Below are 19,640 nucleotides of genomic sequence, written 5' to 3' on the forward strand. Positions count from 1 at the left end.
GCCTAGTAGAGCGGCTGCGCCATGTGCTTCGGCGCTGGCCAGTCCTGGGTAATGCCGGGCTGAACGGGCCGTTCCAGATAGGTCGACAGCACGACATAGCTGCGCGTCGAGGTTACACCAGGCGTGTCATAGAGGCGTGCAAGGAGCCCTTCGAGCGCGCGTGTATCCTCGGTCCGCACCTTGAGCAGCAGGCAGGCGTCGCCGGCGACCGTGTGGATCTCCTCGACTTCCGGAAACGACGACACGGCCATCAGTTCAGGGGTCTTGCCCCAGCCCTTGGTGTCGATATGGACGAAGGCCAAAAGCGGCTTGCCGAGCGCCTTTGGGTCCGCCATCGCCACCGTCTGGCGGATGGCGCCGGACCGGCGCATGCGCTTCACCCGTTCGTGCGCCGCCGGCGCGGAGAGGCCGGCCTTTTCGCCCAGTTCGGCGTAGGAGACTGTCGCGTCCTCCACCAGAACGCCTAACAGCCTTCGGTCCGCGGCGTCGACCGTGCGCTCCGACAGGCGGTTCTGCCGAATGCCGTCTGTTTCTTCATCCATCCGGAAATTCTCCGTTGAAGCTGAACATCATTCGGGGAATATGCGCCCATGTCGAACCCCGATCAATTGTTTCCTGTCGTTGCCGAACCTGTGGCTCGCATTCCCAGGGCAGCCTACCTGCTGACCGGCTGCATCGCCGTCATCGGCTCCAATTCGCTGGTCCTCGGACCGATTGCCCCCGAGGTGGCCGCCGGCTTCGGCAGTTCCGTCCCCGTGGTCATGACGGCCGCCTCGGCGTTCGGGCTGGGCACCGCGGCGAGTGCTCTTTTTCTTGCCCGCTATATCGACCGCTTCGGCGCGAAACGCATGTTGCAGGGCGCACTGGCGTTGCTGGCGATAGCCCTTGTGGCCAGCGCCATGGCGCCAGCGGTCATCGTGCTGGTCGCAGCACAATTGCTCGCCGGCATCGCGGCCGGCATCGCTCTTCCGGCGATCTATGCCAGCGCTGCCGCAGTTGCGCCGCCCGGCCGTGAGAGCGGAACCATCGGCGTCGTGCTTACCGGCTGGACGCTGTCGATGGTTGCCGGCGTGTCGCTGTCAGCCGTGCTCGCCGACCTCGTCCATTGGCGCGCGGTATTCGCAGCGGTCGCGTTGCTTGCTGCCATTGCGCTGGCGGCCATATCGGCCATGTCGGCCGACGACAAGCCGGCCGGCGGCATCGCTCCCGCGCCGCTGGGGGCGCTGGCAACGCCCGGCATCGTGCCGCTGCTGATTGCCTGCGGCGCCTTCATGACGGCGTTCTATGGCGTCTATGGCTATCTCGGCGATCATTTGCACCAGGCGCTCGGACGGCCGGTCAGCACCAATGGTCTCGCCGCTGTTTCCTACGGCATCGGTTTTGGCGCCGCAGCCCTGCTCGACGGCATCGTCGACCGGATCGGCGCCCGGCGCGTCATGCCCATCGCATATCTCGGCGTGGCGGCAATCTATGTGCTGATCGCTGCCGTCGCAGGCAACTTCGCCGTGCTCATCGCCACCATGGCGTTGTGGGGGCTGGGCAACCATTTCGGGCTGAACGTGCTGGTCATGCGCCTGTCCATGCTCGACCCTAGCAGGCGTGGCACCATCATGGGGCTGAACAGCGCGGTCACCTATCTCGCCGTGTCGGTCGGTACCACCGCATTCGGTCCGCTCTATGCCAACTACGGCTTTGCGGCCTCGGCGATCGTCGCGGCAGTGCTGATGCTTGGTGCCGCCGCTGCCGCTTGGCGTTGAGTTCTAGAGTCGCTGCGCCGGCGGTTCAGGCCGGCAGTGTGATACCGAGCAGGGCTTGCAGCGAAAACAGCACCAGCAGCGAGATGAAGAACATGCCGGTGAAGACGGCCGATCCGATCGCCGCACCCTTGCCGATGGTGGCATTGGTCATCCGCCAGGTGAACACCATCGACAGGCCGAACACCGCCAGCGACAGCAACGTTATGAAGTTCTGTGCCGCCGGAAACAGCATGCGGGTCAGGGCTGCCGGCAGCATCAGCCAGGCGATAATCGCCGAGGTCCAGTTGCTGGCGACGACATAGTGGACGAAGCGGTCGCCGATGCCGGCGCGCGGCGCAACAAGCGCAAGCGCGATCAGCGGCAGGACCCACGCACCCATGTCGACCATGGCGAGGCGCACCACGATGCCGAAGCGACCGGCGAAGGTTGCCGTCTCCAGCGCGACGTCGTTTGACACCCCGGCCCAGCCGACAACGAGCGCGGGCACCGCAACCAGAATCGCAAAGAACGAGTTCCAGAACCCGTCGGCGCTGAGATCGAGCAGGCGCAGGCCGTCGGCCTTGCCCAGCATCAGCCGCCAGGCGCCCGCAAGATTCTGCTCGATGTCATCGGTTGCCAGCATCAGCGCGTTTCGTCATCCGAACCAGTCTGCGAGGAACTGCTGGTAGACCTGTGTCAGCATCTCCAGCTCGGCAAGCGGCACGCGCTCGTCGACCATGTGCATGGTCTTGCCGACCAGCCCGAACTCGACGACCGGGCAATAGTCCTTGATGAAGCGCGCGTCGGATGTGCCGCCCGTCGTCGAGAGCTTGGGCTTGCGTCCGGTGACGCTCTTGATGGAGCCGGCCAGCGCATCGATCAGCTTGTCGTTGCGGGTCAGGAAGACGTGGCTCGGCCGGTCGCGCCAGACCAGCTCGAACTCGATCGGCTCCTTGCGCCCCTTGCGGTATTTCTTGCGCCCGCTCGCCTTGTCCAGGCGATTGTGGATCTCGGCCTGCAGCGTCTCGTCCGTCCAGGTGTCGTTGAAGCGGATGTTGAAGGTGGCGGTCGCCCTGGCCGGAATGACGTTGGTGGCGGCGTTGCCGACGTCGAAGGTGGTGACCTCCAGGTTCGACGGCTGGAAATCCTTGGTCCCCTTGTCGAAGGCCGGGTTCAGCAGTGCATCGACGAGCGTCATCAGGCCGCGCACCGGATTGTCGGCGAGATGCGGATAGGCGACGTGGCCCTGGCGGCCATGGACGGTGATGGTGGCCGACAGCGAGCCGCGACGGCCGATCTTGATCATGTCGCCGAGCGCGTCCGGGTTTGTCGGTTCGCCGACCAGCGAGGCATCCCACTTTTCGCCGCGCGACGCCGCCCATTCGAGCAGCTTGACGGTGCCGTTGATCGAGGGGCCTTCCTCGTCACCGGCGATCAGCAGCGAAACAGACCCCTTGGGGCCGCCATGGGCTTCGACGTGGCGGGCGACCGCCGCGATGAAGCAGGCGATGCCGCCCTTCATGTCGACCGCACCGCGGCCATACATCTCGCCATTGTCGATCGCAGCCGAAAACGGCGGGTGCTTCCACGCCGCCTCGTCGCCGACCGGCACCACGTCGGTATGGCCGGCAAACATCAGGTGCGGGCCGTTGCCCGAGCGGCGGGCATAGAGGTTCTCGATGTCGGGCGTGCCGTCCTCGGAGAAGGTCGGGCGGTCGACAGCGAAGCCCAGCGGCTTCAGCATGGCCTCCAGTGCTGTCAGTGCGCCGCCTTCGGCTGGGGTGACCGAAGGGCAGCGGATGAGGGCGGCGAGGTTCTCGGCGGGGTCTGTAGGCAGCTTCATGGCGACAGCGATAATCGAATCGCTGGTTCCTGTCACGACGTTCGGTTGTTCCAGACTGCACCGAGTACAGCCTCGCTACAGCGTTGTACGGTCGTGATCGCCAGACAGCGCCTGGCAGGCGTTTGTGTTCGGCTTCGAACGTTGCCTATAGTCGAGCCGTCGGGGGAGGGGCATGCGGGCATATCAGTCCATCGTCGTCGCAGGCGCCGGCAGCATCGGCTGCCATGCCGGTGCGTGCCTGGCGCTGGCTGGGCGGGACGTGACGCTGTTGGCGCGGCGCCGCGTCGCCGAAGCCATCGGCGCCGCCGGGCTGCGGGTCAGCGACATCGACGGGTTTGACCGCCGGCTCGATGGCGGCGCCATCGACGTCGCGACCGCTCCTTCGGTGCTTGCCGGGGCCGATGTCGTGCTGGTTGCGGTGAAGAGCGGCGACACCGCCGCCATGGCCGAGCTGATCGCCCGCCATGCGCCGGAAAGTGCCGTCATCGTCAGCCTGCAGAACGGGATCGACAATCCGACGCTGCTGCGGGCAGCGCTCGGGCGGCGACGGGTGATTGCCGGCATGGTGCCGTTCAACGTCGTCCAGTCGCCCGAAGGCGAGTTGCCGCTGCACGTCCACCGGGCCAGTGCGGGCACAGTGCTGATCGAGGCCGGAGACGAGAGCCTGCGCAAGCTGCTCGACGTCGACGGCTTTACCGTTGCCGGTCACGCCGACATGCCTGCCGTCCAATGGGGCAAGCTGCTGATGAACCTCAACAATGCGTTGGTGGCACTTTCGGGGCTGCCTCTGGCGGCTCAGCTCGCCGATGCCAGGTGGCGCCGCATCCTCGCCGATCAGATCGACGAGGCGCTGGCGGCGATGAAGGCGAACGGCATCAGGCCGGTGAAGGTTACAGCGGTATCGCCTGTGCTGCTGCCAACTGTACTCCGCCTGCCTGACTGGCTGTTCCTGCGCTTGGCGAAGCGCATGCTGGCGATCGACCCGATGGCGCGGTCGTCGATGTGGGAGGATCTCGAGCGGCGGCGTAGGACGGAGGTCGATGCCTTGCAGGGAGTCATCCTTGGGCTCGCGCGAAAGGCCGGTACGCCAGCCACGCTGACCGAGCGGATCGTCGCCTTGGTGCGCGACGCGGAAGCCAGGGGCAAGGGGTCGCCCAGGCTGAAGCCGGAGCAGGTCGCCTAGGTCTGTCGCGTGGCCTCGATCAGCGTAATCTTCTGCCAGATCTTGCGCGACAGGTTGGAGCCGAGGTCCTCTATGTCGTTGACCGCACTCGTCACAACCTCGTCCTGGATGGCCTGCGCGAAGAGCGCTGCGAGCTTGCCGGTGACTGACAACATCTCCGAGCAATAGTCGAGATAGCGGGCGAGCTCGGCCGGGTTGTTGGTGCGCTGCGGTGAATGCGCCGTCGGCGTGAAGGAGGTCGACAGGGCAGCCGGGTCCTTGGTCAGCTGGTGCATGTCGATGACATGGATCAGCGAGCGCAGGCCGTGCAGTTCCTTGAAGATTTGCTTGCGCTTGAGCCGCTGCTCGACGCTGTTGAGTGCAAGGAAGCCGACGCCGCCGAGGATCAGTGTGTTGAGTGTCGCCTCCACGCCCTGCACGAAGTCGAAGGCGCCGGTCGAGATGCGGTCGAAGGACAGGATCGAGCCGACGAAGATGAACATGCCGGCGCCGAGTATGATTACCGACCAGGTCAGGACCCGGAGCCACCAGATCGGCCGCGCCAGCCTTTCGGCTGCTGCGGCGAGATCACGTGACATGACGACTAGTTCGGAGGCTACGCTGGCGAGGCCGGAATTCGGGAAGCGGTCGCCGATGCGCGCCTCCAGCGACTGCGCGGTGGCTGCGATCTTTTCCGGGTTGAGCGTTCTGTAAGACATCGCGCTCGTCTCTGCCTGCGATTATTGCGGCGCGTTGGTGTGGTTGCCGAACTGGTTCGGGCCCGGAGTACCGGGGAAGAAGCACAGCGCGATGAAGGCGAAGATCGACACCACCGGGATGAACAGCGCAACCGCAAACAGGCCGGGCTTGTCGAAGTCGTGCAGGCGTTTGACGCTGAAGGCGATATGCGCCCACAGGAAGACCAGGAAGGTCAGGCCGAACAGCATCGACCACAGCTGGGCGGCGCCGCTTTCCGGGTGCACGCGCATGAACTGGTAGAGCGGGAACGACATCACCACCAGCATGAACAGGAAGCCAAGCAGATAGGCCGCGCGGTTGACGCGGCCCGAGAAGCGAAAGAACAACCAGAAGAGCTGGGATTTGTCAGGCAAGAGGATCCGGTCCGAATTGGTTGGCGCCCCTGGTGCCTTCGAGGATGCCAAGTTCGACAAGGATCCAGACGGCGCCGATGACGGGCACGAGTGCGATCAGGCTCCACCAGCCCGACTTGTCGCGGTCATGCCAGCGTTTGGCATAGATTGCCAGCGCGAAATAGATCATGCCGATCGTGACGACGATGCTGATGGCGCCGGCGCCCGAATTGCCGATGTCGAGCCCGAGCATCATGTCGAGCAGGTTGGCGACGATGCTGACGGCGATCATGACGCCGATGCCGGCCCAGAACTTGGCCCGGTTGATGCGACCATCAAAGCTGGTCAGGAGATACTTCCAGTCCATGTCACCCCTCCGAAGCTAACCGGCGCACATGGCGCGCGCCGGTCGAAGTTGCTTCGGATCGCGTGAAAGATCAATCGCGCAGCAGTTCGTTGATCGAGGTCTTGGAACGGGTCCTGGCATCGACGCGCTTGACGATGACGGCACAGTAGAGGCTCGGGCCGGCATCGCCGTTCGGCAGCGGCTTGCCCGGCAGCGAACCCGCCACGACGACCGAATTGGCCGGCACTTCGCCGTAGAACACTTCGCCCGTGGCGCGGTCGACGATCTTGGTCGACTGGCCGATGAACACGCCCATGCCGAGCACGGAGCCTTCGCGGACGATGCAGCCCTCGACGACTTCCGAACGCGCGCCGATGAAGCAGTTGTCCTCGATGATCGTCGGGCCGGCCTGCATCGGCTCGAGCACGCCGCCAATACCGACGCCGCCGGACAGGTGGACGTTCTTGCCGATCTGGGCGCAGGAGCCGACCGAGGCCCAGGTGTCGACCATCGTGCCGGTGTCGACATAGGCGCCGACATTGACGAAGGACGGCATCAGCACTGCGCCCGGGGCAACGAACGCCGACTTGCGCACGACAGCCGACGGCACGGCGCGGAAGCCGGCCTTCTCGAAGTCGACAGCGCCCCAGCCGTCAAACTTGGACGGCACCTTGTCCCACCAAGAGGCGCCACCGGGCGCGCCCGAGATCAGCTCCATCGGGTTGAGGCGGAAGGACAGCAGCACCGCCTTCTTGAGCCACTGGTTGACCTGCCACTTGCCGTCGTCCTGGCGCTGGGCGACGCGGGCCGTGCCCTTGTCGAGCAGGTCGAGCGCCGTCTCGATGGCGTCGCGGACTTCGCCACGGGTCGACGTCGAAATGCCGTCGCGTTCCTCGAACGCCCGATCGATGGTCTTTTCCAGGCTGGCGAGATCGGGCTTCGACATAAACATCTCCGTTACGGGCCGTTAAGGTTAAGGCTTCTAAGCTGGCATAAAATCGCGCGGACCCTATTTCAGGCTTATCTGGGGGTCAATCGCGGTGACGCCGCGGAATGTCGCGGGCAACGAAATTTGAGGTCGAGCATATAATGAATCCAATGGACAAGGCTGGCTGGACGCCGCTGCCGCACTCCGACGAAGACCTGGAGCGTTCCAAGAGCGTGCCTGACACGCCGCAGACACGCGCCTCGACCTACCGGCTCGCCTGGAATGACGAAGACTTCATGACCCAGCGCGACCTGCGCCCGGTGCGGCTGCAGCTTGAACTGCTCAAGACCGAGATGATCCTGGCCGAACGCGGCATCCGTTCGACGGTCATTCTGTTCGGTGGCGCGCGCATTCCCGAACCCGGCGGCGAGGCCTGGGCCGCCAAGAACGAGACGCAGCGCAAGAACCTCGAGGCCAACAGCCGCTACTATGAGGAGGCGCGCAAGTTTGCCCGCCTGTGCTCGCAGCATTCGGCGGCGTCCTACTATCGCGAGTTCGTCGTCGTCACCGGCGGCGGCCCGGGCGTCATGGAAGCCGGCAACCGCGGCGCCGACGATGTCGGAGCACCGTCCATCGGCCTCAACATCGTGCTGCCGCACGAGCAGGCGCCCAACGCCTATGTGACGCCGGAGCTGTGCTTCAACTTCCACTATTTCGCCATCCGCAAGATGCACTTCGTCATGCGCGCCAAGGCGGTTGCCGTGTTCCCGGGCGGTTTCGGCACGATGGACGAGTTCTTCGAGACGTTGACGCTGATCCAGACCGGACGCATGGAGCGGGTGCCGGTCATCCTGTTCGGCAAGTCATTTTGGGAGCGGGCGATCGACCTCGATTTCCTCGCCGACCAAGGCACGATCACGCCTGGCGACCAGGATATCATCGATTTTGTCGACACCGCCGACGAGGCCTGGGACATCATCGCCAAGTTCTACAGCCTTTGAGCCGGCGTCCAGCGGCCGTGGCCTGTGCACCAGCGTCACCAGCACGAAGGAAATGATCATCAGCAGGTACCAGGCGCCGAGTTTCTGGATGGAGACCGGCGTCCAGGCATCGTGCTGGCCCGGATAGATCCAGGCACGCGACCAGGTGCCGATGTTTTCGGCAAACCAGATGAACAGCGAAACCAGCAGGAAGCCGAGCAGCAGCGGCATGCGGTGGCGGAAGCGGAAGACGCGGTAGTGCACGACGGTGCGGAAATAGAGCACCGCCGTGACGGCGAACAGCCCGTAGCGGATGTCGATGACGAAGTGGTGGGCGAAGAAATTGACGTAGATCGCCGCGCACAGGAGCACCGTCGCCCATAGCGGGGGGTAGCTTGTGTAGCGCATGTCGAAGATGCGGCTGACGCGGGCGAGGTAGGAACCCACGGCCGCATACATGAAGCCGGAAAAGAGCGGCACGTTGTCGATGCGGAACAGGCTGTCTTCCGGGTAGGTCCACGAGCCGGCCGAGGTCTTGAAAATCTCCATCGCCGTGCCGACGACGTGGAAGATCAGGATGACCTTGGCTTCCGACGGCTTCTCCAGCTTGAAAGCAAGCATCGCCAGCTGGATGGCGACCGCCGAGACAAACAGGAAGTCGTAGCGCGCCAGTGCCGCCCCGTCCGGCCACCACAGCTTGGTCGCCATGATCAGCGCCAGCATGGCGCCGCCGAACAGGCAGGCCCAGGCCTGCTTCAGGCCGAAGACGAGGAACTCGACGACCGCGCCCGAGACACCTCCGGCGGGCAGGCGGTCGAGCACGGCATGTGCCGCCGCATCGATCCGCGCCTCGACGGAGGTAAACCGGCTCAAGCGGCGTTGGCCTCGACGATGGTGGTCAGGAAGCTCGCGAGATCGTCGGTGACGAAGTCGACATCGTCCTCGTGGGTCGGGTCGCTTTCCCAGATCTCGGAGAAGGTGGGCTCGAAATTGCGCGGTACGATCAGCACCGTGGTCATGCCAAGCGACTTCGGCACCGACAGGTTGCGTGCGAGGTCCTCGAACATCACGGCGTTGGCGCCTGTCACCTTGTGCAAGGCGGCGAAGGTCTCGTAGGGCTGGCGCGCCGGCTTGGGTGTCAAACCAGCAGCGACGATGTCGAAGATGTCGTCAAAATGGTCGAGGATGCCAAGCTGGCGCGCGGTGCGCTCGGCATGGCTTCGATTGCCGTTGGTGAAGATGAACTTGCGGCCCGGCAACTGGCGGATCGCAGCACCCAGCACCGGATCCGGCACCAGCCAAGAATAGTCGATGTCGTGGACATGTTCGAGGAACGCGTCGGGATCGATGCCGTGGCGCTGCATCAGCCCGTTAAGCGTTGTGCCGAATTCGAGATAGAGCTCCTTTTGCAGCTTGCGCGCGTCCTCGCGCGACAGCGTCAGAAGCTCCGCGACATAGCCCGTCATCTTCACGTCGATCTGCGAAAACAGGTTCGAATGGTGCGGATACAGCGTGTTGTCGAGGTCGAAGACCCAGTCGGTGACGTGGTCGAAGCGGGCGGGATCGGGAATATCGGTCATGACGCCCTTATGCCACGGTTCAAGAATTTTGGAAGCGGCTGCATGAGGCCAAGTTGGCACTCGACAATGGCCAAAATTCGGAAGACACCAAATTCAACAAGGTGGGTCAAATTTTAACTACCGATGAAAGATGACCTTCAGTTGATGCTGGCATTTCAAAGCCGGCAGGGAGTCGAAATGAAAATCGTCGTTCTTAAAACAGCCGCTGTGACCTTGGTTTCAATCCTGGGTTCGCTTGCACTGGTCTTGACGATCGTGCCAGCACTGGGAGGAACAGTTGGCGCCATCGGCTGGCTGATGTGCTTGCTATGCCCGCTGTTCATTGCGACCCCACTGGGCTTCTTCACCTTCATGCAGGAGAGGAAGCTGAAGCTCGCCCATGACGATCTGATGCGGGCGCATGCCCAGCTTGCCGCCGCCCATCGCCGCCTTTCGGAAAAGGCGAGCCGCGACGAGATGACCGGCATGCTCAACCGCGAGAATTTCTTTGCCGCGCTCGATGGCTCAAGGCGCAAGAACGATCGCGGCGCGCTGCTGATCATCGATGCCGACCACTTCAAGCAGATCAACGACTCCTTTGGTCACCTGACCGGCGACCAGGCCTTGCTGCAGATCGCCGCTGCGATCACCCGCGGCGTGCGCAGCGGTGACATCCTCGGGCGAATCGGCGGCGAGGAGTTCGGCGCCTTCCTTGTTGGCGCCACGGAGGAAGAGGCCAAGCTCGTCGCCGAGCGTATCCGCAGCGAGGTGGAACGGTTGCGCTTCCAGCCCAATGACGAGCCGGCGGTGCCGCTCACCGTCAGCATCGGCGGCACCAATTGCGAGTCCGAAGCCAACGTGTCGGAACTGATGCGCGCCGCCGACAAGCGCCTCTATGAGGCCAAGCGTCGAGGCCGCAACCGCGCGATCTTTGACACGGGCATTCCCGAAGCGGCCTGACGGCGCGCGAATCGGTCACATTGGTTTGCTAGCGGGGCGATGGCGTTTGCTGTCGCCCCTTCTTGTTATTGAGATGCCGTGACCACTGGCACCTTGTCCTGCCGCTGCTGATGTGCGGCTTCGGCATGGGCATCGCCATCTCGTAGCTGTTCCAGACCGTGCCGCCACGCGACGCTGGTTCGGGCTTGGGCGCGGTGCAGGCTTCCAGCAGATAAGTGTAGCGCTCTGATGTGACATGCCCGGTCGGGGGACGAACAGTTCCTGGATCAATGCATTGCCCTGAAAATCGATTCCGAATTTCGGGGCGATGCTGTAGACGCTGGAGCGCGGCCGCTCCGGCCGCCTTCAGCCGATACTGAACCGACATGCCGTTGTGGATTCCCATCACCATCGCTGCCGCCTTCCTGCAGAACCTGCGGTCGGTGGTACAGAAGCATCTCAAGGGCGTGATGGGCACGACCGGTGCCACATTCGTGCGCTTCGGTTTCGGCTTCCCCTTCGCGCTAGCCTTCGTCGGCGTGCTGCATTTCGTGGTCGGCTACGAGCTGCCGGCCCTGAACAGGACGTTCTTCGTCTGGGCAGTGCTCGGCGGCCTTGGCCAGATCGCCGCGACCTTCCTGCTGATCCACCTGTTTTCATTCCGCAACTTTGCCGTCGGCACCGCCTATTCGCGCACCGAACCGGCGCAGGCGGCCTTGTTCGGGCTGCTTTTCCTCGGCGAACGCGCGACATCGGGTGCAATCGCGGCCATCGCCATCAGCGTCTTCGGCGTGATGCTGATCTCGGTCGCGCATACGGCATTCACCGCGCGCACGCTGGTGACATCGGTGCTCAGTCGCAACGCGCTGATCGGACTGGCTTCGGGCACGTTCTTCGGCATCTCGGCGGTCGCCTACCGCGCGGCGTCGCTGGCGCTTGGCGGGCCGAACTTCATGATGCAGGCGGCTGTTACGCTCGCCGTCGTCATCGTCTTCCAGACGCTGGTCATGCTGGCCTGGATTGTCTGGAAAGAGCGTGACGAGCTGCCGCGCATCGCCAAGGCGTGGCGGCCAGCACTGTTTACCGGCCTTGTCGGCGCCTCGGCTTCGTTCGGCTGGTTCATGGCGATGACCCTGCAGCAGGCCGCGATCGTCAAGTCGCTCGCCCAGATCGAGATGCTGTTTACCTTCGCGTCCAGCGTCTTCTTCTTTCGCGAGCGCATCAACCGGCTCGAGATAGCCGGTTGCGTGCTGATCGTCGGCGGCATCCTGGTGCTGCTCGCCGTAGGCTAGGAGCCTAGATCGTCGCGGGATCGCGCGGCGGCTCGGCTTTCCAGCGCTTGATGATGCCGGCCAGGTCGCTGTTCTGGAACGCATCCTTCAGCGTGTCGAACGACGGCAGCACGAAATAGGCGCGCTGGAACTTGTCGATCTCGTAGGTCGTGCGCATCACCGTCTCGATGTCGAAGGGCACCTGATGGGCATCAGCGCTTTCGACCGCGAACTGCAGTTCGGTGAAGGACGACATCAGGCCGGCGCCGAATGCCTTGAGCGGCTGGCCGGGTTCCTGCATCAGCCCGTATTCGGCGGTGTACCAGTAGAGCCGGGTGATCATCTCGTCGCCGCCAAGCGCGATGAGGTCGGTCGCCTTCTCGCCGTACATCTGCATGAAATCGCCGAACACCGGCTGGCTCAGCACCGGCACGTGGCCGAAGAAGTCGTGGAACATGTCGGGCTCGACGATGTAGTCGAGCTCATCGCGCGTCCTCAGCCAGTTGGTGACCGGGAAGCGGCGGTTGGCGAGATGGTCGAAGAAGGGTTGCGCCGGGATCAGGCCGGGCACCGCCACGATCTCCCAGCCGGAGAGCTTGCGCAGCTTTTCGCTGACCTCGTGAAAATCCGGAATGCGGTCGACGAGACCGAGCGCCGACATGCCGTCGAGGTAGGATTTGTGCGCCAGCCGCTGGGTCAGCTTGGTCTGGCGGTCGCACAGCGTGCGCCACACATCCTGTTCGGCCTGGCTATAGTCGTACTTCTGCTCGACGGTGAAATCCGCCCGGCAGACGCTGTAGTCACCGCGCAGCCCCTGCGCCGCACATTCCTGTGCATAGTCTTGAACGCTCACGCTCATGGTCCGATCCTCCCCGGAAACCAGCTTCGATGAGGAATCATAACCGCCGCAGCGGAGCGGAGTTCACCTCTTTGTGCGCATTGGTTCTGGATTTGAGGTATATTCACCCAATGAATTCTCAGAAAGGGTAAAAATGCCTCAGTTCGACGAGTTCGAGATCAAGATGCTCGAGATTCTCCAGCGCGACGGGCGCAAGCCGGTTTCCGAGATCGCGCAGGAGATCGGCCTGTCCAACACGCCTTGCGCCCGCCGCTTCGAAGCGTTGCAGGAAGCCGGCGTCATCAAGGGGTTTTCGGCCCGCATCGGCCGCCGCGCGGTCGGCCTGATGGTCGAGGTCTTCGTCCAGGTCAGGCTGGTCAGCCACAGCGACGATTCGCCGGAAAAATTCATCGCCGCCGTGCAGCGCATGGACGAGGTCTCGGCGTGCTGGACGATGACCGGCGACTACGACTTCCTGCTGCATGTCATGGTGCCCAGCGTCGACGACCTCAACGCCTTCGTCATGCACCGGCTGATGCGGCTTTCAGGCGTCCGCGACGTGCACACCCAGCTGGTGTTGCAGAACATCAAGGGGCCGGGCCATGTGCCGCTCGCGCATTTGCGGGGGTAGGGGTCTCTCAGGGTCGGCTCTCAGGTGCCAGCCCAAACGAAGAGAGAAGTGTCGCGTGAGCCGGCGTGCCGAGAAAGGTGCCCAATAGGCTATCGAGGCGCTCTTGGATCTCGCGGCTGCGGCACGCGAATGCGCCGGAGGCGGGTACCTTCTCACTGGCCGGAACGGTGACGCACGCCAAGCCAGTCCCAGGATTCCGGGTAACGTGCTCGCGATGCGCGCTCTCGACACTGGCATATGCCTCGACGGCCCCGTCGGCGACGGCCTGCGCCGCCTCGTCATAGTCCTGGAAGATGACGACGGTGTCGGCACGGAACCCGAGACTCAGGGCCGTCTGTTCTTGAATCTGCCCCGCGAGGACGGCAAGCTTGCCTCCCAGGGCGGCAAGGCTGCGATAGCCGGCGATGCGGTCACGGTTGCTCTCACGCACCAGAAGTCCGTCGCGCAGCGCCCAGATCGGCAAGGTGAAGAAGGCGCGTTCGGCACGTTCCCTCGTGGCGAACATTCCGGTGGTCACGTCCCAGCGACCGTCTTCAAGCCCGGGCAACAACTCCAAGAAACTGGTTTCGACCGGTTCAAAGGATTCGCCGATGCCGGCGAAAATGTACCGGGCCAGTTCGACGTCGCTGCCAGTCAGCCCGCCACCCTCCTGATAGTTGAAGGGCGGTTCGGCTATCCAGGCGAACTTCATCGCGGCTCCTTACGGAACGATCAGCGTGCCCGCGCCGTGCTCGGTGAACAGTTCGAGCAGCACCGAATGCGGCGTCTTGCCGTTGAGGATGACGACGCCTTCGACGCCGCGCTCGATCGCCTCGATGCAGGTCTCGACCTTGGGGATCATGCCGCCCGAGATGGTGCCGTCCTTGATCAGCGCCTTGGCGTCGGCGACCGTCAGCTCGTCGATGAGTTTCTTGTCCTTGTCGAGCACGCCAGGCACGTCGGTGAGGAACAGCAGCCGTGACGCCTTGACCGCGCCGGCGATGGCGCCGGCGAAGGTGTCGGCGTTGATGTTGTAGGTATGCCCGTCGCGCCCCGGGGCGACGGGCGCCAGCACCGGGATCATTTCGGAACGGGCGAGGAGGTCGAGCAGCGTGCGGTCGACTTCAACCGGCTCGCCGACGAAGCCGAGATCGATCACCTTCTCGATGTTCGAGTCGGGGTCGACCATGGTCTTCTTGGCCTTTTCGGCGAAGACCATGTTGCCGTCCTTGCCGCACAGGCCGATCGCCCATTCGCCCTCGGCGTTGATGAGGGCGACGATCTCCTTGTTGATCGAGCCCGCCAGCACCATCTCGACGATCTCGACCGTCTTCTGGTCGGTGACGCGCAGGCCGCCCTCGAACTTCGATTCGATGCCCATCTTGGTCAGCATGGCGCCGATCTGCGGGCCGCCGCCGTGCACGACGATCGGGTTGACGCCTGACTGCTTCAGTAAAGCGATGTCGCGGGCAAAGGCGCGGCCGAGCTCGACATTGCCCATGGCGTGGCCGCCATATTTCACCACGACCGTCTTGTTTTCGTAGCGCTGCATGTAGGGCAAGGCCGCGGAGAGCAGGGCAGCCTGCATTTCGGCGGTGGCGGCGACGTTCGTCGTCATCGGCATGGTCCCGGGTCGGTGGAAAAGGTCGGCGCGGTCTTAGCCGGAAACCGGGCAGGGGGCAAATGGTTCGATGGGGCCGGCGCATCTGCGGTGCCGTGCCTCATGCATCGCTGAAACCGGTTGCAGTGATCCACGCGGCTTAAACAGCAGTTGCAATTCGTTTCGCGCCACGTAACTTGGCGGGCATGACGCCGCAGGACATCACCAAGCTGATTGTTCGGACCTCGATGAAGGACCGTGCGGCCTTCGATTTGCTCTACCGGCACACGAGCTCGAAACTTTTCGGGGTCTGTCTGCGTGTATTGAATGACAGGGCAGATGCCGAGGAAGCGCTGCAAGAGGTCTTCGTCAAGATCTGGACGAAAGCGGACCGCTTCGCAGTTTCTGATCTCAGCCCCATTTCGTGGCTTGTAGCAATCGCGCGCAATCATGCGATCGATCGCATACGGGCGCGGCGTCAGGCGCCTCTCTCGATTGACGAGGCGCTCGAGGTTGCGGATCCGGGGCCGGGGCCAGAGGCTGCAGCGGTGGCGGGCGGCGAAGCCGAGCGCATCCATGGCTGCCTGGAAGAACTGGAGAAGGACAAGGCGGCCGCGGTCCGCGGCGCCTATCTCAAGGGGGAGAGTTATAACGAACTCGCGGACCGCCACGGCGTGCCGCTCAACACCATGCGTACCTGGCTGCGCCGCAGCCTGCTCAAACTCAGGGAATGTCTGGAAAGATGACGCTCGCGCAAGACAATGGACAGGAACGTGGAGGCGACGATCTGGTCGCCGCCGAATACGTTCTCGGTGTCCTGCCTGCCGACGAGCGACGTCAGGCCAGCGCCCGCATCGACGGCGAGCCTGGTTTCGCCCGCATGGTCGACCAGTGGGAGGTGCATTTCGCGCCGCTCGCCGCCGCCTACCCGGAAATCGAAGCCCCGGCCTCGGTCAAGCCGGCGATCGACCGCAGGCTGTTCACCGCAACCGCGACGTCGCCGGCGCCCAGTTCGCAGGGCTCCGGGAGCTTGTGGGCCAGTCTCGCCTTCTGGCGCGGCCTCGCTACGGCAGCTGTCGCTGCGCTCGCGATCTATGTTGCTGTTCCCTACATCAATCCGCCAGCCCAACTGCCGCAGGAGCGCATGGTCGCTTCGCTCGCTGCCGATGGCAGTGACGTCAAGTACATGGCGATGTACGACGCTGGCAGTGGCCAGATCGGCCTTTCACACGTCTCCGGCGAGCGCGCCACCGGCAGGGATTTCGAACTCTGGATGATCGAGGGCAGCAACGCTCCGGTCTCGATGGGCGTCATCCCGGTCGGATCGACGATCCATATCAACGTCGATCAGGCGATGCGCGACAAGCTCGCGGCGGGCGCCATTCTGGCCGTCAGCCTCGAGCCTTCGGGCGGCTCGCCGACCGGCCAGCCGACCGGCCCGGTCGTTGCCGCCGGCGACCTGCGCGACATCTAATCCAGAAAAATTTGCCCGAATTCGCAACGGGGTGAAACTTTATCGCTGTGTCACTCGTGTCTTCGCGGTTTGCAAAAGATTAGATTGAAAGATGTGAAATATTTATCGCGAGAAAGTGAAACTATATAATCTCATGCCCGTAATTCCTTGTGCCTTTCCAATTCGGGAAACAACCCAAGGAGTTACAATATGCGTAAGATCTCTCTCGCTTTGCTCGCCGGTACCTTTTCCGCTCTCGCCACCTTTGCCTATGCCGAAAACCCGATGGTTGGCGGTGCCGCGATGTTCGCCGACAAGAACATCGTCGAAAACGCGGTGAATTCGAAGGACCACACCACGCTCGTCGCTGCTGTGAAGGCAGCCGGCCTGGTCGAGACGCTGCAGGGCAAGGGCCCGTTCACCGTCTTTGCGCCGACCAACGAAGCCTTCGCAGCGCTTCCGGCCGGCACTGTCGAGACCCTGCTCAAGCCCGAGAACAAGGACAAGCTGACCAAGATCCTGACCTGCCATGTCGTCGGCGCCAAGGCGATGGCTGCCGACATCAAGAAGATGGTCGACGACGACAAGGGTGCCCACCCCGTCAAGACTGTTGGTGGCTGCACCTGGACCGCCAAGTATGACGGCGACAAGGTGACGGTCGAGGACGAAAACGGCAACGTTGCCAACGTCACCATCGCCAATGTCGAGCAGTCGAACGGCGTCATCCATGTCATCGACAAGGTTCTGCTGCCCAAGATGTAAGCCCGGGGGGCAGCGTGGTTGTGCGACGCTGTCGCTCCCTGAGGCTCGCGCAATCGGCAAAGCGCCCCGCAACGGTCACCGTTGCGGGGCGTGGTTCGTCGAGGGCTGGCCCGTCGAACTACGGGTGAGAGGCCTCAAGCCCTGTTGATTTCGCCGTGATGCGGCGCCGGCCTATGGTCGGATAGGAGAAAAACCATGGACCGCCGTTCATTCCTGTTGGGCAGTGCCGCGATCGCCGTTGTTGCCGGTTTCATGATCTCGAGACGGCTGACCATTGCCGGCCCGGCTTTGGCCGAGAACTTCGAGGTCACCAAGACCGAAGCCCAGTGGCGCGCAATTCTCTCTCCTGCCGCCTTTGCAGTGCTGCGCCAGGAGGACACCGAGCCGCCGGGGTCGAGCCAGCTTCTCAACGAACACCGCAAGGGTACGTTCAACTGCGCCGGCTGCGACCTGGCTGCCTATTCGTCCGACACCAAGTTCGATTCCGGCACCGGCTGGCCAAGCTTCTGGGACGCGTTGCCCAATTCGATCGGCACCAATGTCGACACTTCGCTGCTGATGACCCGCACCGAAGTGCATTGCCGCCGCTGCGGTGGCCATTTCGGCCACATCTTCGACGACGGCCCGCCGCCAACCGGCAAGCGCCATTGCATCAACGGGCTGGCCTTGACGTTCCGGCCGGCCGCGGCCTGATCCTTTCTTGAAAATTTCTCTTGACCTCAAGATATCTTGAGGTTGCATTGATGTGCTCTCACGAGATCCAGAATGGAAAAAGAAGAGCAGCAATGAGCCAGAATGCAGAGAACGAACTGAACGGCCCGGTGGCGTTCGTCAACATCTTCACCCTGAAGCCGGGCAAGCTGGACGAGTTCATCGCCCTGCAGAAGATCAATCTGGGTCGTTCGATCGGGAACGTTCCAGGTTGGAGGGGCAGCCGCCTGCATCGTTCGATCGACGGCAATACGGCGATCATGATCAGCACCTTCGACACGGTCGCTGATCACAAGCGGGTACATCAGACGCAAGGCTTCGCCGATCATATCGCGAAGGTCGGGCCGCTGATCGAGAGCGCGGTGCCTGGCTACTATCAGGTCGTCCACGAGGTGACGCAGGCCTGAGGCCGGTTTGCCTCAGGGTGCACGCGACGGCGGCAGCGATCAGCCGCCGTTGACCACCAGCGCGATCGCCGCGCGCAGCTCGTCCAGGCCTTCGTTCTTCTCGGACGAGGTTGCCAGCACGGTCGGGAAGGCGGCGGCGCGCTTCTTGATCTTCAAAAGCGTGTCTTCGATCAGCGGCTGCACGCCCGCGGCCTTGATCTTGTCGGTCTTGGTCAGGACGATCTGGTAGGAAATCGCCGCCTTGTCGAGCAGGGTCAAAACCTCCTCGTCGTTCTTCTTGATGCCGTGGCGGGAATCGATCAGCAGATAGACGCGCTTGAGCGTCACCCGGCCGCGCAGATAGTCGAACACCAGCTTGGTCCACTGGTCGACCTGTTCCTTGGGCGCCTGGGCATAGCCATAGCCGGGCATGTCGACCAAGGCCATGGGCGGCAGGTCGCCGGCCTCGCCGGAATAGCCGTCGGGCACGAAATAGTTGAGCTCCTGCGTGCGCCCCGGCGTGTTCGACGTCCGCGCCAGCCCGCCATGGCGAACCAATGCGTTGATAAGTGACGACTTGCCGACATTCGAACGGCCGGCGAAGGCGATCTCCGGCGGGCCTTCCGGCGGCAGGAATTTCATGGCAGGGACGCCGCGGATGAAAATCCATGGGCGCTTGAAAAGCTCGGCATCCACCGGGCCGTTGGTCGTATGTTCGTTCAAGCCGCTGCCTCCAGCAGAGAAATATCCGAGCCGCGAATGGCATTGAGGTTGCGGCCGATCTTGTCCACCGGCCAATCCCACCAGGCAATCGAAAGAAGCCGTTCGATGGTCTTGTCGTCGAAACGCTTCTTGACCACGACGGAAGGATTGCCGGCTACGATCGCATAAGGCGGTACGTGCCTGCTGACAACCGATTTCGCAGCGACTATGGCGCCATGACCGATATGGACCCCCGGCAGGATCACCGCTTCCATGCCGATCCACACGTCATTGCCGAGCACAGTGTCGCCGCGCACCTCCTGCTGCCAGGTGGCAACGTCGAAGCCTTCTTCCCAGCCGTGGCCAAATATATTGAACGGGTAGGTCGAAAACCCTGACATGGCGTGGTTGGCGCCGTTCATGATGAAGCGCGCGCCTTCGGCGATGGCGCAGAACTTGCCGATGATCAGCTTGTCGCCGATGAACGGGTAGTGGTGCAGCACGCATTTCTGCTGAAACAGATCAGGACCGTCGGGATCGTCGTAATAGGTGAAGTCGCCGATCTCGATGTTCTCGGCGTCGACGAGGGATTTGAGGAAGCCGACGCGCTTGTGCATCGGTATCGGGTGCTTGATCGCGGGGTTGGGTCCGGGCATGGCGTCTCATCCATATTTATGCGCGTCGATACCAGTATAGCGCGATCCGCGACGAAGACATCGGCGG

Annotated in this window: 24 protein-coding genes and 1 pseudogene; 11 read left to right on the top strand and 14 right to left on the bottom strand. The window is 63.4% G+C overall.

The annotated features are described in order from the left end of the window. Window positions 1–2: 2 nt before the first annotated feature. The gene (locus J1C56_RS22645; RefSeq protein WP_214392306.1) at window positions 3–542 is read right to left on the bottom strand and encodes an Lrp/AsnC family transcriptional regulator; all 540 of its coding nucleotides are present in this window, start codon (window positions 540–542) and stop codon (window positions 3–5) included. 48 nt (window positions 543–590) lie between these two features. Between J1C56_RS22645 and J1C56_RS22650 the strand changes: the two genes are divergently transcribed. Beyond that, window positions 591–1,757 carry an MFS transporter gene (locus tag J1C56_RS22650; protein ID WP_214392307.1) on the top strand — a complete coding sequence of 389 codons (1,167 nt, stop codon included), beginning with the start codon at window positions 591–593 and terminating at the stop codon, window positions 1,755–1,757. Window positions 1,758–1,782: 25 nt separating this feature from the next. Here the strand turns inward: J1C56_RS22650 and J1C56_RS22655 are convergent, their stop codons facing one another. Continuing rightward, a complete protein-coding gene (locus tag J1C56_RS22655) occupies window positions 1,783–2,379 on the bottom strand; it encodes a transporter (protein WP_214392308.1) in 597 nt (198 codons plus the stop codon). Window positions 2,380–2,391: 12 nt separating this feature from the next. Next, window positions 2,392–3,579 (bottom strand): succinyl-diaminopimelate desuccinylase, encoded by a 1,188-nt coding sequence (gene dapE, locus J1C56_RS22660; protein WP_214392309.1) that lies wholly within the window; start codon window positions 3,577–3,579, stop codon window positions 2,392–2,394. A gap of 172 nt (window positions 3,580–3,751) precedes the next feature. Between dapE and J1C56_RS22665 the strand changes: the two genes are divergently transcribed. After that, window positions 3,752–4,762: a 2-dehydropantoate 2-reductase gene (locus tag J1C56_RS22665; protein WP_214392310.1), complete on the top strand. Its 1,011-nt coding sequence runs from the start codon at window positions 3,752–3,754 to the stop codon at window positions 4,760–4,762. Here the strand turns inward: J1C56_RS22665 and J1C56_RS22670 are convergent. The 4 genes from J1C56_RS22670 to dapD form a co-directional block, all read right to left on the bottom strand. Then, complete coding sequence (locus J1C56_RS22670) at window positions 4,759–5,460, bottom strand: hypothetical protein (protein WP_214392311.1); 702 nt, start codon at window positions 5,458–5,460, stop codon at window positions 4,759–4,761. The two genes, J1C56_RS22665 and J1C56_RS22670, sit on opposite strands and share 4 nt — an antisense overlap. A gap of 21 nt (window positions 5,461–5,481) precedes the next feature. Beyond that, a complete protein-coding gene (locus J1C56_RS22675) occupies window positions 5,482–5,853 on the bottom strand; it encodes a DUF805 domain-containing protein (RefSeq protein ID WP_214392312.1) in 372 nt (123 codons plus the stop codon). Further along, entirely contained in the window at window positions 5,846–6,199 is a 354-nt protein-coding gene (locus tag J1C56_RS22680) for a DUF805 domain-containing protein (RefSeq protein WP_214392313.1), read from the bottom strand. The genes J1C56_RS22675 and J1C56_RS22680 overlap by 8 nt, the downstream gene beginning before the upstream one ends. Window positions 6,200–6,269: 70 nt before the next feature. Then, complete coding sequence (gene dapD, locus J1C56_RS22685; protein ID WP_214392314.1) at window positions 6,270–7,124, bottom strand: 2,3,4,5-tetrahydropyridine-2,6-dicarboxylate N-succinyltransferase; 855 nt, start codon at window positions 7,122–7,124, stop codon at window positions 6,270–6,272. A gap of 143 nt (window positions 7,125–7,267) precedes the next feature. Here dapD and J1C56_RS22690 point away from each other — a divergent pair, with 143 nt between their 5' ends. Beyond that, entirely contained in the window at window positions 7,268–8,107 is an 840-nt protein-coding gene (locus J1C56_RS22690) for an LOG family protein (RefSeq protein WP_108609491.1), read from the top strand. A 3-nt stretch (window positions 8,108–8,110) separates the two neighbouring features. On the opposite strand, the pseudogene J1C56_RS22695 reads toward J1C56_RS22690, so the two are convergent. Next, window positions 8,111–8,959: pseudogene (locus J1C56_RS22695) on the bottom strand (DUF817 domain-containing protein); the annotation flags it as partial. Then, window positions 8,956–9,666: a pyrimidine 5'-nucleotidase gene (locus tag J1C56_RS22700; RefSeq protein ID WP_214392315.1), complete on the bottom strand. Its 711-nt coding sequence runs from the start codon at window positions 9,664–9,666 to the stop codon at window positions 8,956–8,958. The pseudogene J1C56_RS22695 and the gene J1C56_RS22700, both read right to left, overlap by 4 nt. A 177-nt stretch (window positions 9,667–9,843) precedes the next feature. Here J1C56_RS22700 and J1C56_RS22705 point away from each other — a divergent pair, with 177 nt between their 5' ends. Both J1C56_RS22705 and J1C56_RS22710 read left to right on the top strand, forming a co-directional pair. Beyond that, a complete protein-coding gene (locus tag J1C56_RS22705; protein WP_214392316.1) occupies window positions 9,844–10,605 on the top strand; it encodes a GGDEF domain-containing protein in 762 nt (253 codons plus the stop codon). A 365-nt stretch (window positions 10,606–10,970) separates the two neighbouring features. Then, window positions 10,971–11,876 (top strand): DMT family transporter, encoded by a 906-nt coding sequence (locus J1C56_RS22710; RefSeq protein ID WP_214392317.1) that lies wholly within the window; start codon window positions 10,971–10,973, stop codon window positions 11,874–11,876. Window positions 11,877–11,880: 4 nt separating this feature from the next. Here the strand turns inward: J1C56_RS22710 and phhA are convergent, their stop codons facing one another. After that, window positions 11,881–12,714, bottom strand: a complete 834-nt coding sequence (gene phhA, locus J1C56_RS22715) for a phenylalanine 4-monooxygenase (RefSeq protein ID WP_214392318.1) — start codon at window positions 12,712–12,714, stop codon at window positions 11,881–11,883. Between the two features lie 133 nt (window positions 12,715–12,847). On the opposite strand from phhA, the gene J1C56_RS22720 reads away from it, so the two are divergent. Further along, entirely contained in the window at window positions 12,848–13,324 is a 477-nt protein-coding gene (locus tag J1C56_RS22720; RefSeq protein ID WP_214392319.1) for an Lrp/AsnC family transcriptional regulator, read from the top strand. 7 nt (window positions 13,325–13,331) lie between these two features. On the opposite strand, the gene J1C56_RS22725 is transcribed toward J1C56_RS22720, so the two are convergent. After that, window positions 13,332–14,015, bottom strand: a complete 684-nt coding sequence (locus J1C56_RS22725) for a transporter substrate-binding domain-containing protein (RefSeq protein ID WP_214392320.1) — start codon at window positions 14,013–14,015, stop codon at window positions 13,332–13,334. Window positions 14,016–14,024: 9 nt separating this feature from the next. After that, a complete protein-coding gene (gene argB / locus J1C56_RS22730; protein ID WP_172582946.1) occupies window positions 14,025–14,927 on the bottom strand; it encodes an acetylglutamate kinase in 903 nt (300 codons plus the stop codon). Window positions 14,928–15,109: 182 nt separating this feature from the next. Here argB and J1C56_RS22735 point away from each other — a divergent pair, with 182 nt between their 5' ends. The 5 genes from J1C56_RS22735 (at window position 15,110) to J1C56_RS22755 (ending at window position 18,236) form a co-directional block, all read left to right on the top strand. Next, window positions 15,110–15,649: a sigma-70 family RNA polymerase sigma factor gene (locus J1C56_RS22735; protein WP_214392321.1), complete on the top strand. Its 540-nt coding sequence runs from the start codon at window positions 15,110–15,112 to the stop codon at window positions 15,647–15,649. Then, window positions 15,646–16,377: an anti-sigma factor gene (locus J1C56_RS22740; RefSeq protein ID WP_214392322.1), complete on the top strand. Its 732-nt coding sequence runs from the start codon at window positions 15,646–15,648 to the stop codon at window positions 16,375–16,377. The genes J1C56_RS22735 and J1C56_RS22740 overlap by 4 nt, the downstream gene beginning before the upstream one ends. 189 nt (window positions 16,378–16,566) lie before the next feature. Next, window positions 16,567–17,118 (top strand): fasciclin domain-containing protein, encoded by a 552-nt coding sequence (locus J1C56_RS22745; protein ID WP_214392323.1) that lies wholly within the window; start codon window positions 16,567–16,569, stop codon window positions 17,116–17,118. A gap of 195 nt (window positions 17,119–17,313) precedes the next feature. After that, window positions 17,314–17,811 (top strand): peptide-methionine (R)-S-oxide reductase MsrB, encoded by a 498-nt coding sequence (gene msrB, locus J1C56_RS22750; protein WP_214392324.1) that lies wholly within the window; start codon window positions 17,314–17,316, stop codon window positions 17,809–17,811. A gap of 92 nt (window positions 17,812–17,903) precedes the next feature. Further along, window positions 17,904–18,236: an antibiotic biosynthesis monooxygenase family protein gene (locus J1C56_RS22755; RefSeq protein WP_214392325.1), complete on the top strand. Its 333-nt coding sequence runs from the start codon at window positions 17,904–17,906 to the stop codon at window positions 18,234–18,236. Between the two features lie 39 nt (window positions 18,237–18,275). Here the strand turns inward: J1C56_RS22755 and yihA are convergent, their stop codons facing one another. Continuing rightward, window positions 18,276–18,938, bottom strand: a complete 663-nt coding sequence (gene yihA / locus J1C56_RS22760) for a ribosome biogenesis GTP-binding protein YihA/YsxC (protein WP_214392326.1) — start codon at window positions 18,936–18,938, stop codon at window positions 18,276–18,278. Continuing rightward, window positions 18,935–19,573 (bottom strand): CatB-related O-acetyltransferase, encoded by a 639-nt coding sequence (locus tag J1C56_RS22765; RefSeq protein WP_214392327.1) that lies wholly within the window; start codon window positions 19,571–19,573, stop codon window positions 18,935–18,937. Before J1C56_RS22765 ends, yihA begins: the two co-directional genes overlap by 4 nt. Window positions 19,574–19,640: the final 67 nt, after the last annotated feature.

This window comes from Aminobacter anthyllidis, assembly GCF_018555685.1.
In the GTDB taxonomy this organism is placed as follows: Bacteria; Pseudomonadota; Alphaproteobacteria; order Rhizobiales; family Rhizobiaceae; genus Aminobacter; species Aminobacter anthyllidis.

Bases quoted from the DNA above. Each gene is read 5' to 3' on its own strand.
- J1C56_RS22645 (WP_214392306.1), bottom strand. From the start codon at position 542: ATGGATGAAGAAACAGACGGCATTCGGCAGAACCGCCTGTCGGAGCGC.
- J1C56_RS22650 (WP_214392307.1), top strand. From the start codon at position 591: ATGTCGAACCCCGATCAATTGTTTCCTGTCGTTGCCGAACCTGTGGCT.
- J1C56_RS22655 (WP_214392308.1), bottom strand. From the start codon at position 2,379: ATGCTGGCAACCGATGACATCGAGCAGAATCTTGCGGGCGCCTGGCGG.
- dapE (WP_214392309.1), bottom strand. From the start codon at position 3,579: ATGAAGCTGCCTACAGACCCCGCCGAGAACCTCGCCGCCCTCATCCGC.
- J1C56_RS22665 (WP_214392310.1), top strand. From the start codon at position 3,752: ATGCGGGCATATCAGTCCATCGTCGTCGCAGGCGCCGGCAGCATCGGC.
- J1C56_RS22670 (WP_214392311.1), bottom strand. From the start codon at position 5,460: ATGTCTTACAGAACGCTCAACCCGGAAAAGATCGCAGCCACCGCGCAG.
- J1C56_RS22680 (WP_214392313.1), bottom strand. From the start codon at position 6,199: ATGGACTGGAAGTATCTCCTGACCAGCTTTGATGGTCGCATCAACCGG.
- dapD (WP_214392314.1), bottom strand. From the start codon at position 7,124: ATGTCGAAGCCCGATCTCGCCAGCCTGGAAAAGACCATCGATCGGGCG.
- J1C56_RS22690 (WP_108609491.1), top strand. From the start codon at position 7,268: ATGAATCCAATGGACAAGGCTGGCTGGACGCCGCTGCCGCACTCCGAC.
- J1C56_RS22700 (WP_214392315.1), bottom strand. From the start codon at position 9,666: ATGACCGATATTCCCGATCCCGCCCGCTTCGACCACGTCACCGACTGG.
- J1C56_RS22705 (WP_214392316.1), top strand. From the start codon at position 9,844: ATGAAAATCGTCGTTCTTAAAACAGCCGCTGTGACCTTGGTTTCAATC.
- J1C56_RS22710 (WP_214392317.1), top strand. From the start codon at position 10,971: ATGCCGTTGTGGATTCCCATCACCATCGCTGCCGCCTTCCTGCAGAAC.
- phhA (WP_214392318.1), bottom strand. From the start codon at position 12,714: ATGAGCGTGAGCGTTCAAGACTATGCACAGGAATGTGCGGCGCAGGGG.
- J1C56_RS22720 (WP_214392319.1), top strand. From the start codon at position 12,848: ATGCCTCAGTTCGACGAGTTCGAGATCAAGATGCTCGAGATTCTCCAG.
- J1C56_RS22725 (WP_214392320.1), bottom strand. From the start codon at position 14,015: ATGAAGTTCGCCTGGATAGCCGAACCGCCCTTCAACTATCAGGAGGGT.
- argB (WP_172582946.1), bottom strand. From the start codon at position 14,927: ATGCCGATGACGACGAACGTCGCCGCCACCGCCGAAATGCAGGCTGCC.
- J1C56_RS22735 (WP_214392321.1), top strand. From the start codon at position 15,110: ATGACGCCGCAGGACATCACCAAGCTGATTGTTCGGACCTCGATGAAG.
- J1C56_RS22740 (WP_214392322.1), top strand. From the start codon at position 15,646: ATGACGCTCGCGCAAGACAATGGACAGGAACGTGGAGGCGACGATCTG.
- J1C56_RS22745 (WP_214392323.1), top strand. From the start codon at position 16,567: ATGCGTAAGATCTCTCTCGCTTTGCTCGCCGGTACCTTTTCCGCTCTC.
- msrB (WP_214392324.1), top strand. From the start codon at position 17,314: ATGGACCGCCGTTCATTCCTGTTGGGCAGTGCCGCGATCGCCGTTGTT.
- J1C56_RS22755 (WP_214392325.1), top strand. From the start codon at position 17,904: ATGAGCCAGAATGCAGAGAACGAACTGAACGGCCCGGTGGCGTTCGTC.
- J1C56_RS22765 (WP_214392327.1), bottom strand. From the start codon at position 19,573: ATGCCCGGACCCAACCCCGCGATCAAGCACCCGATACCGATGCACAAG.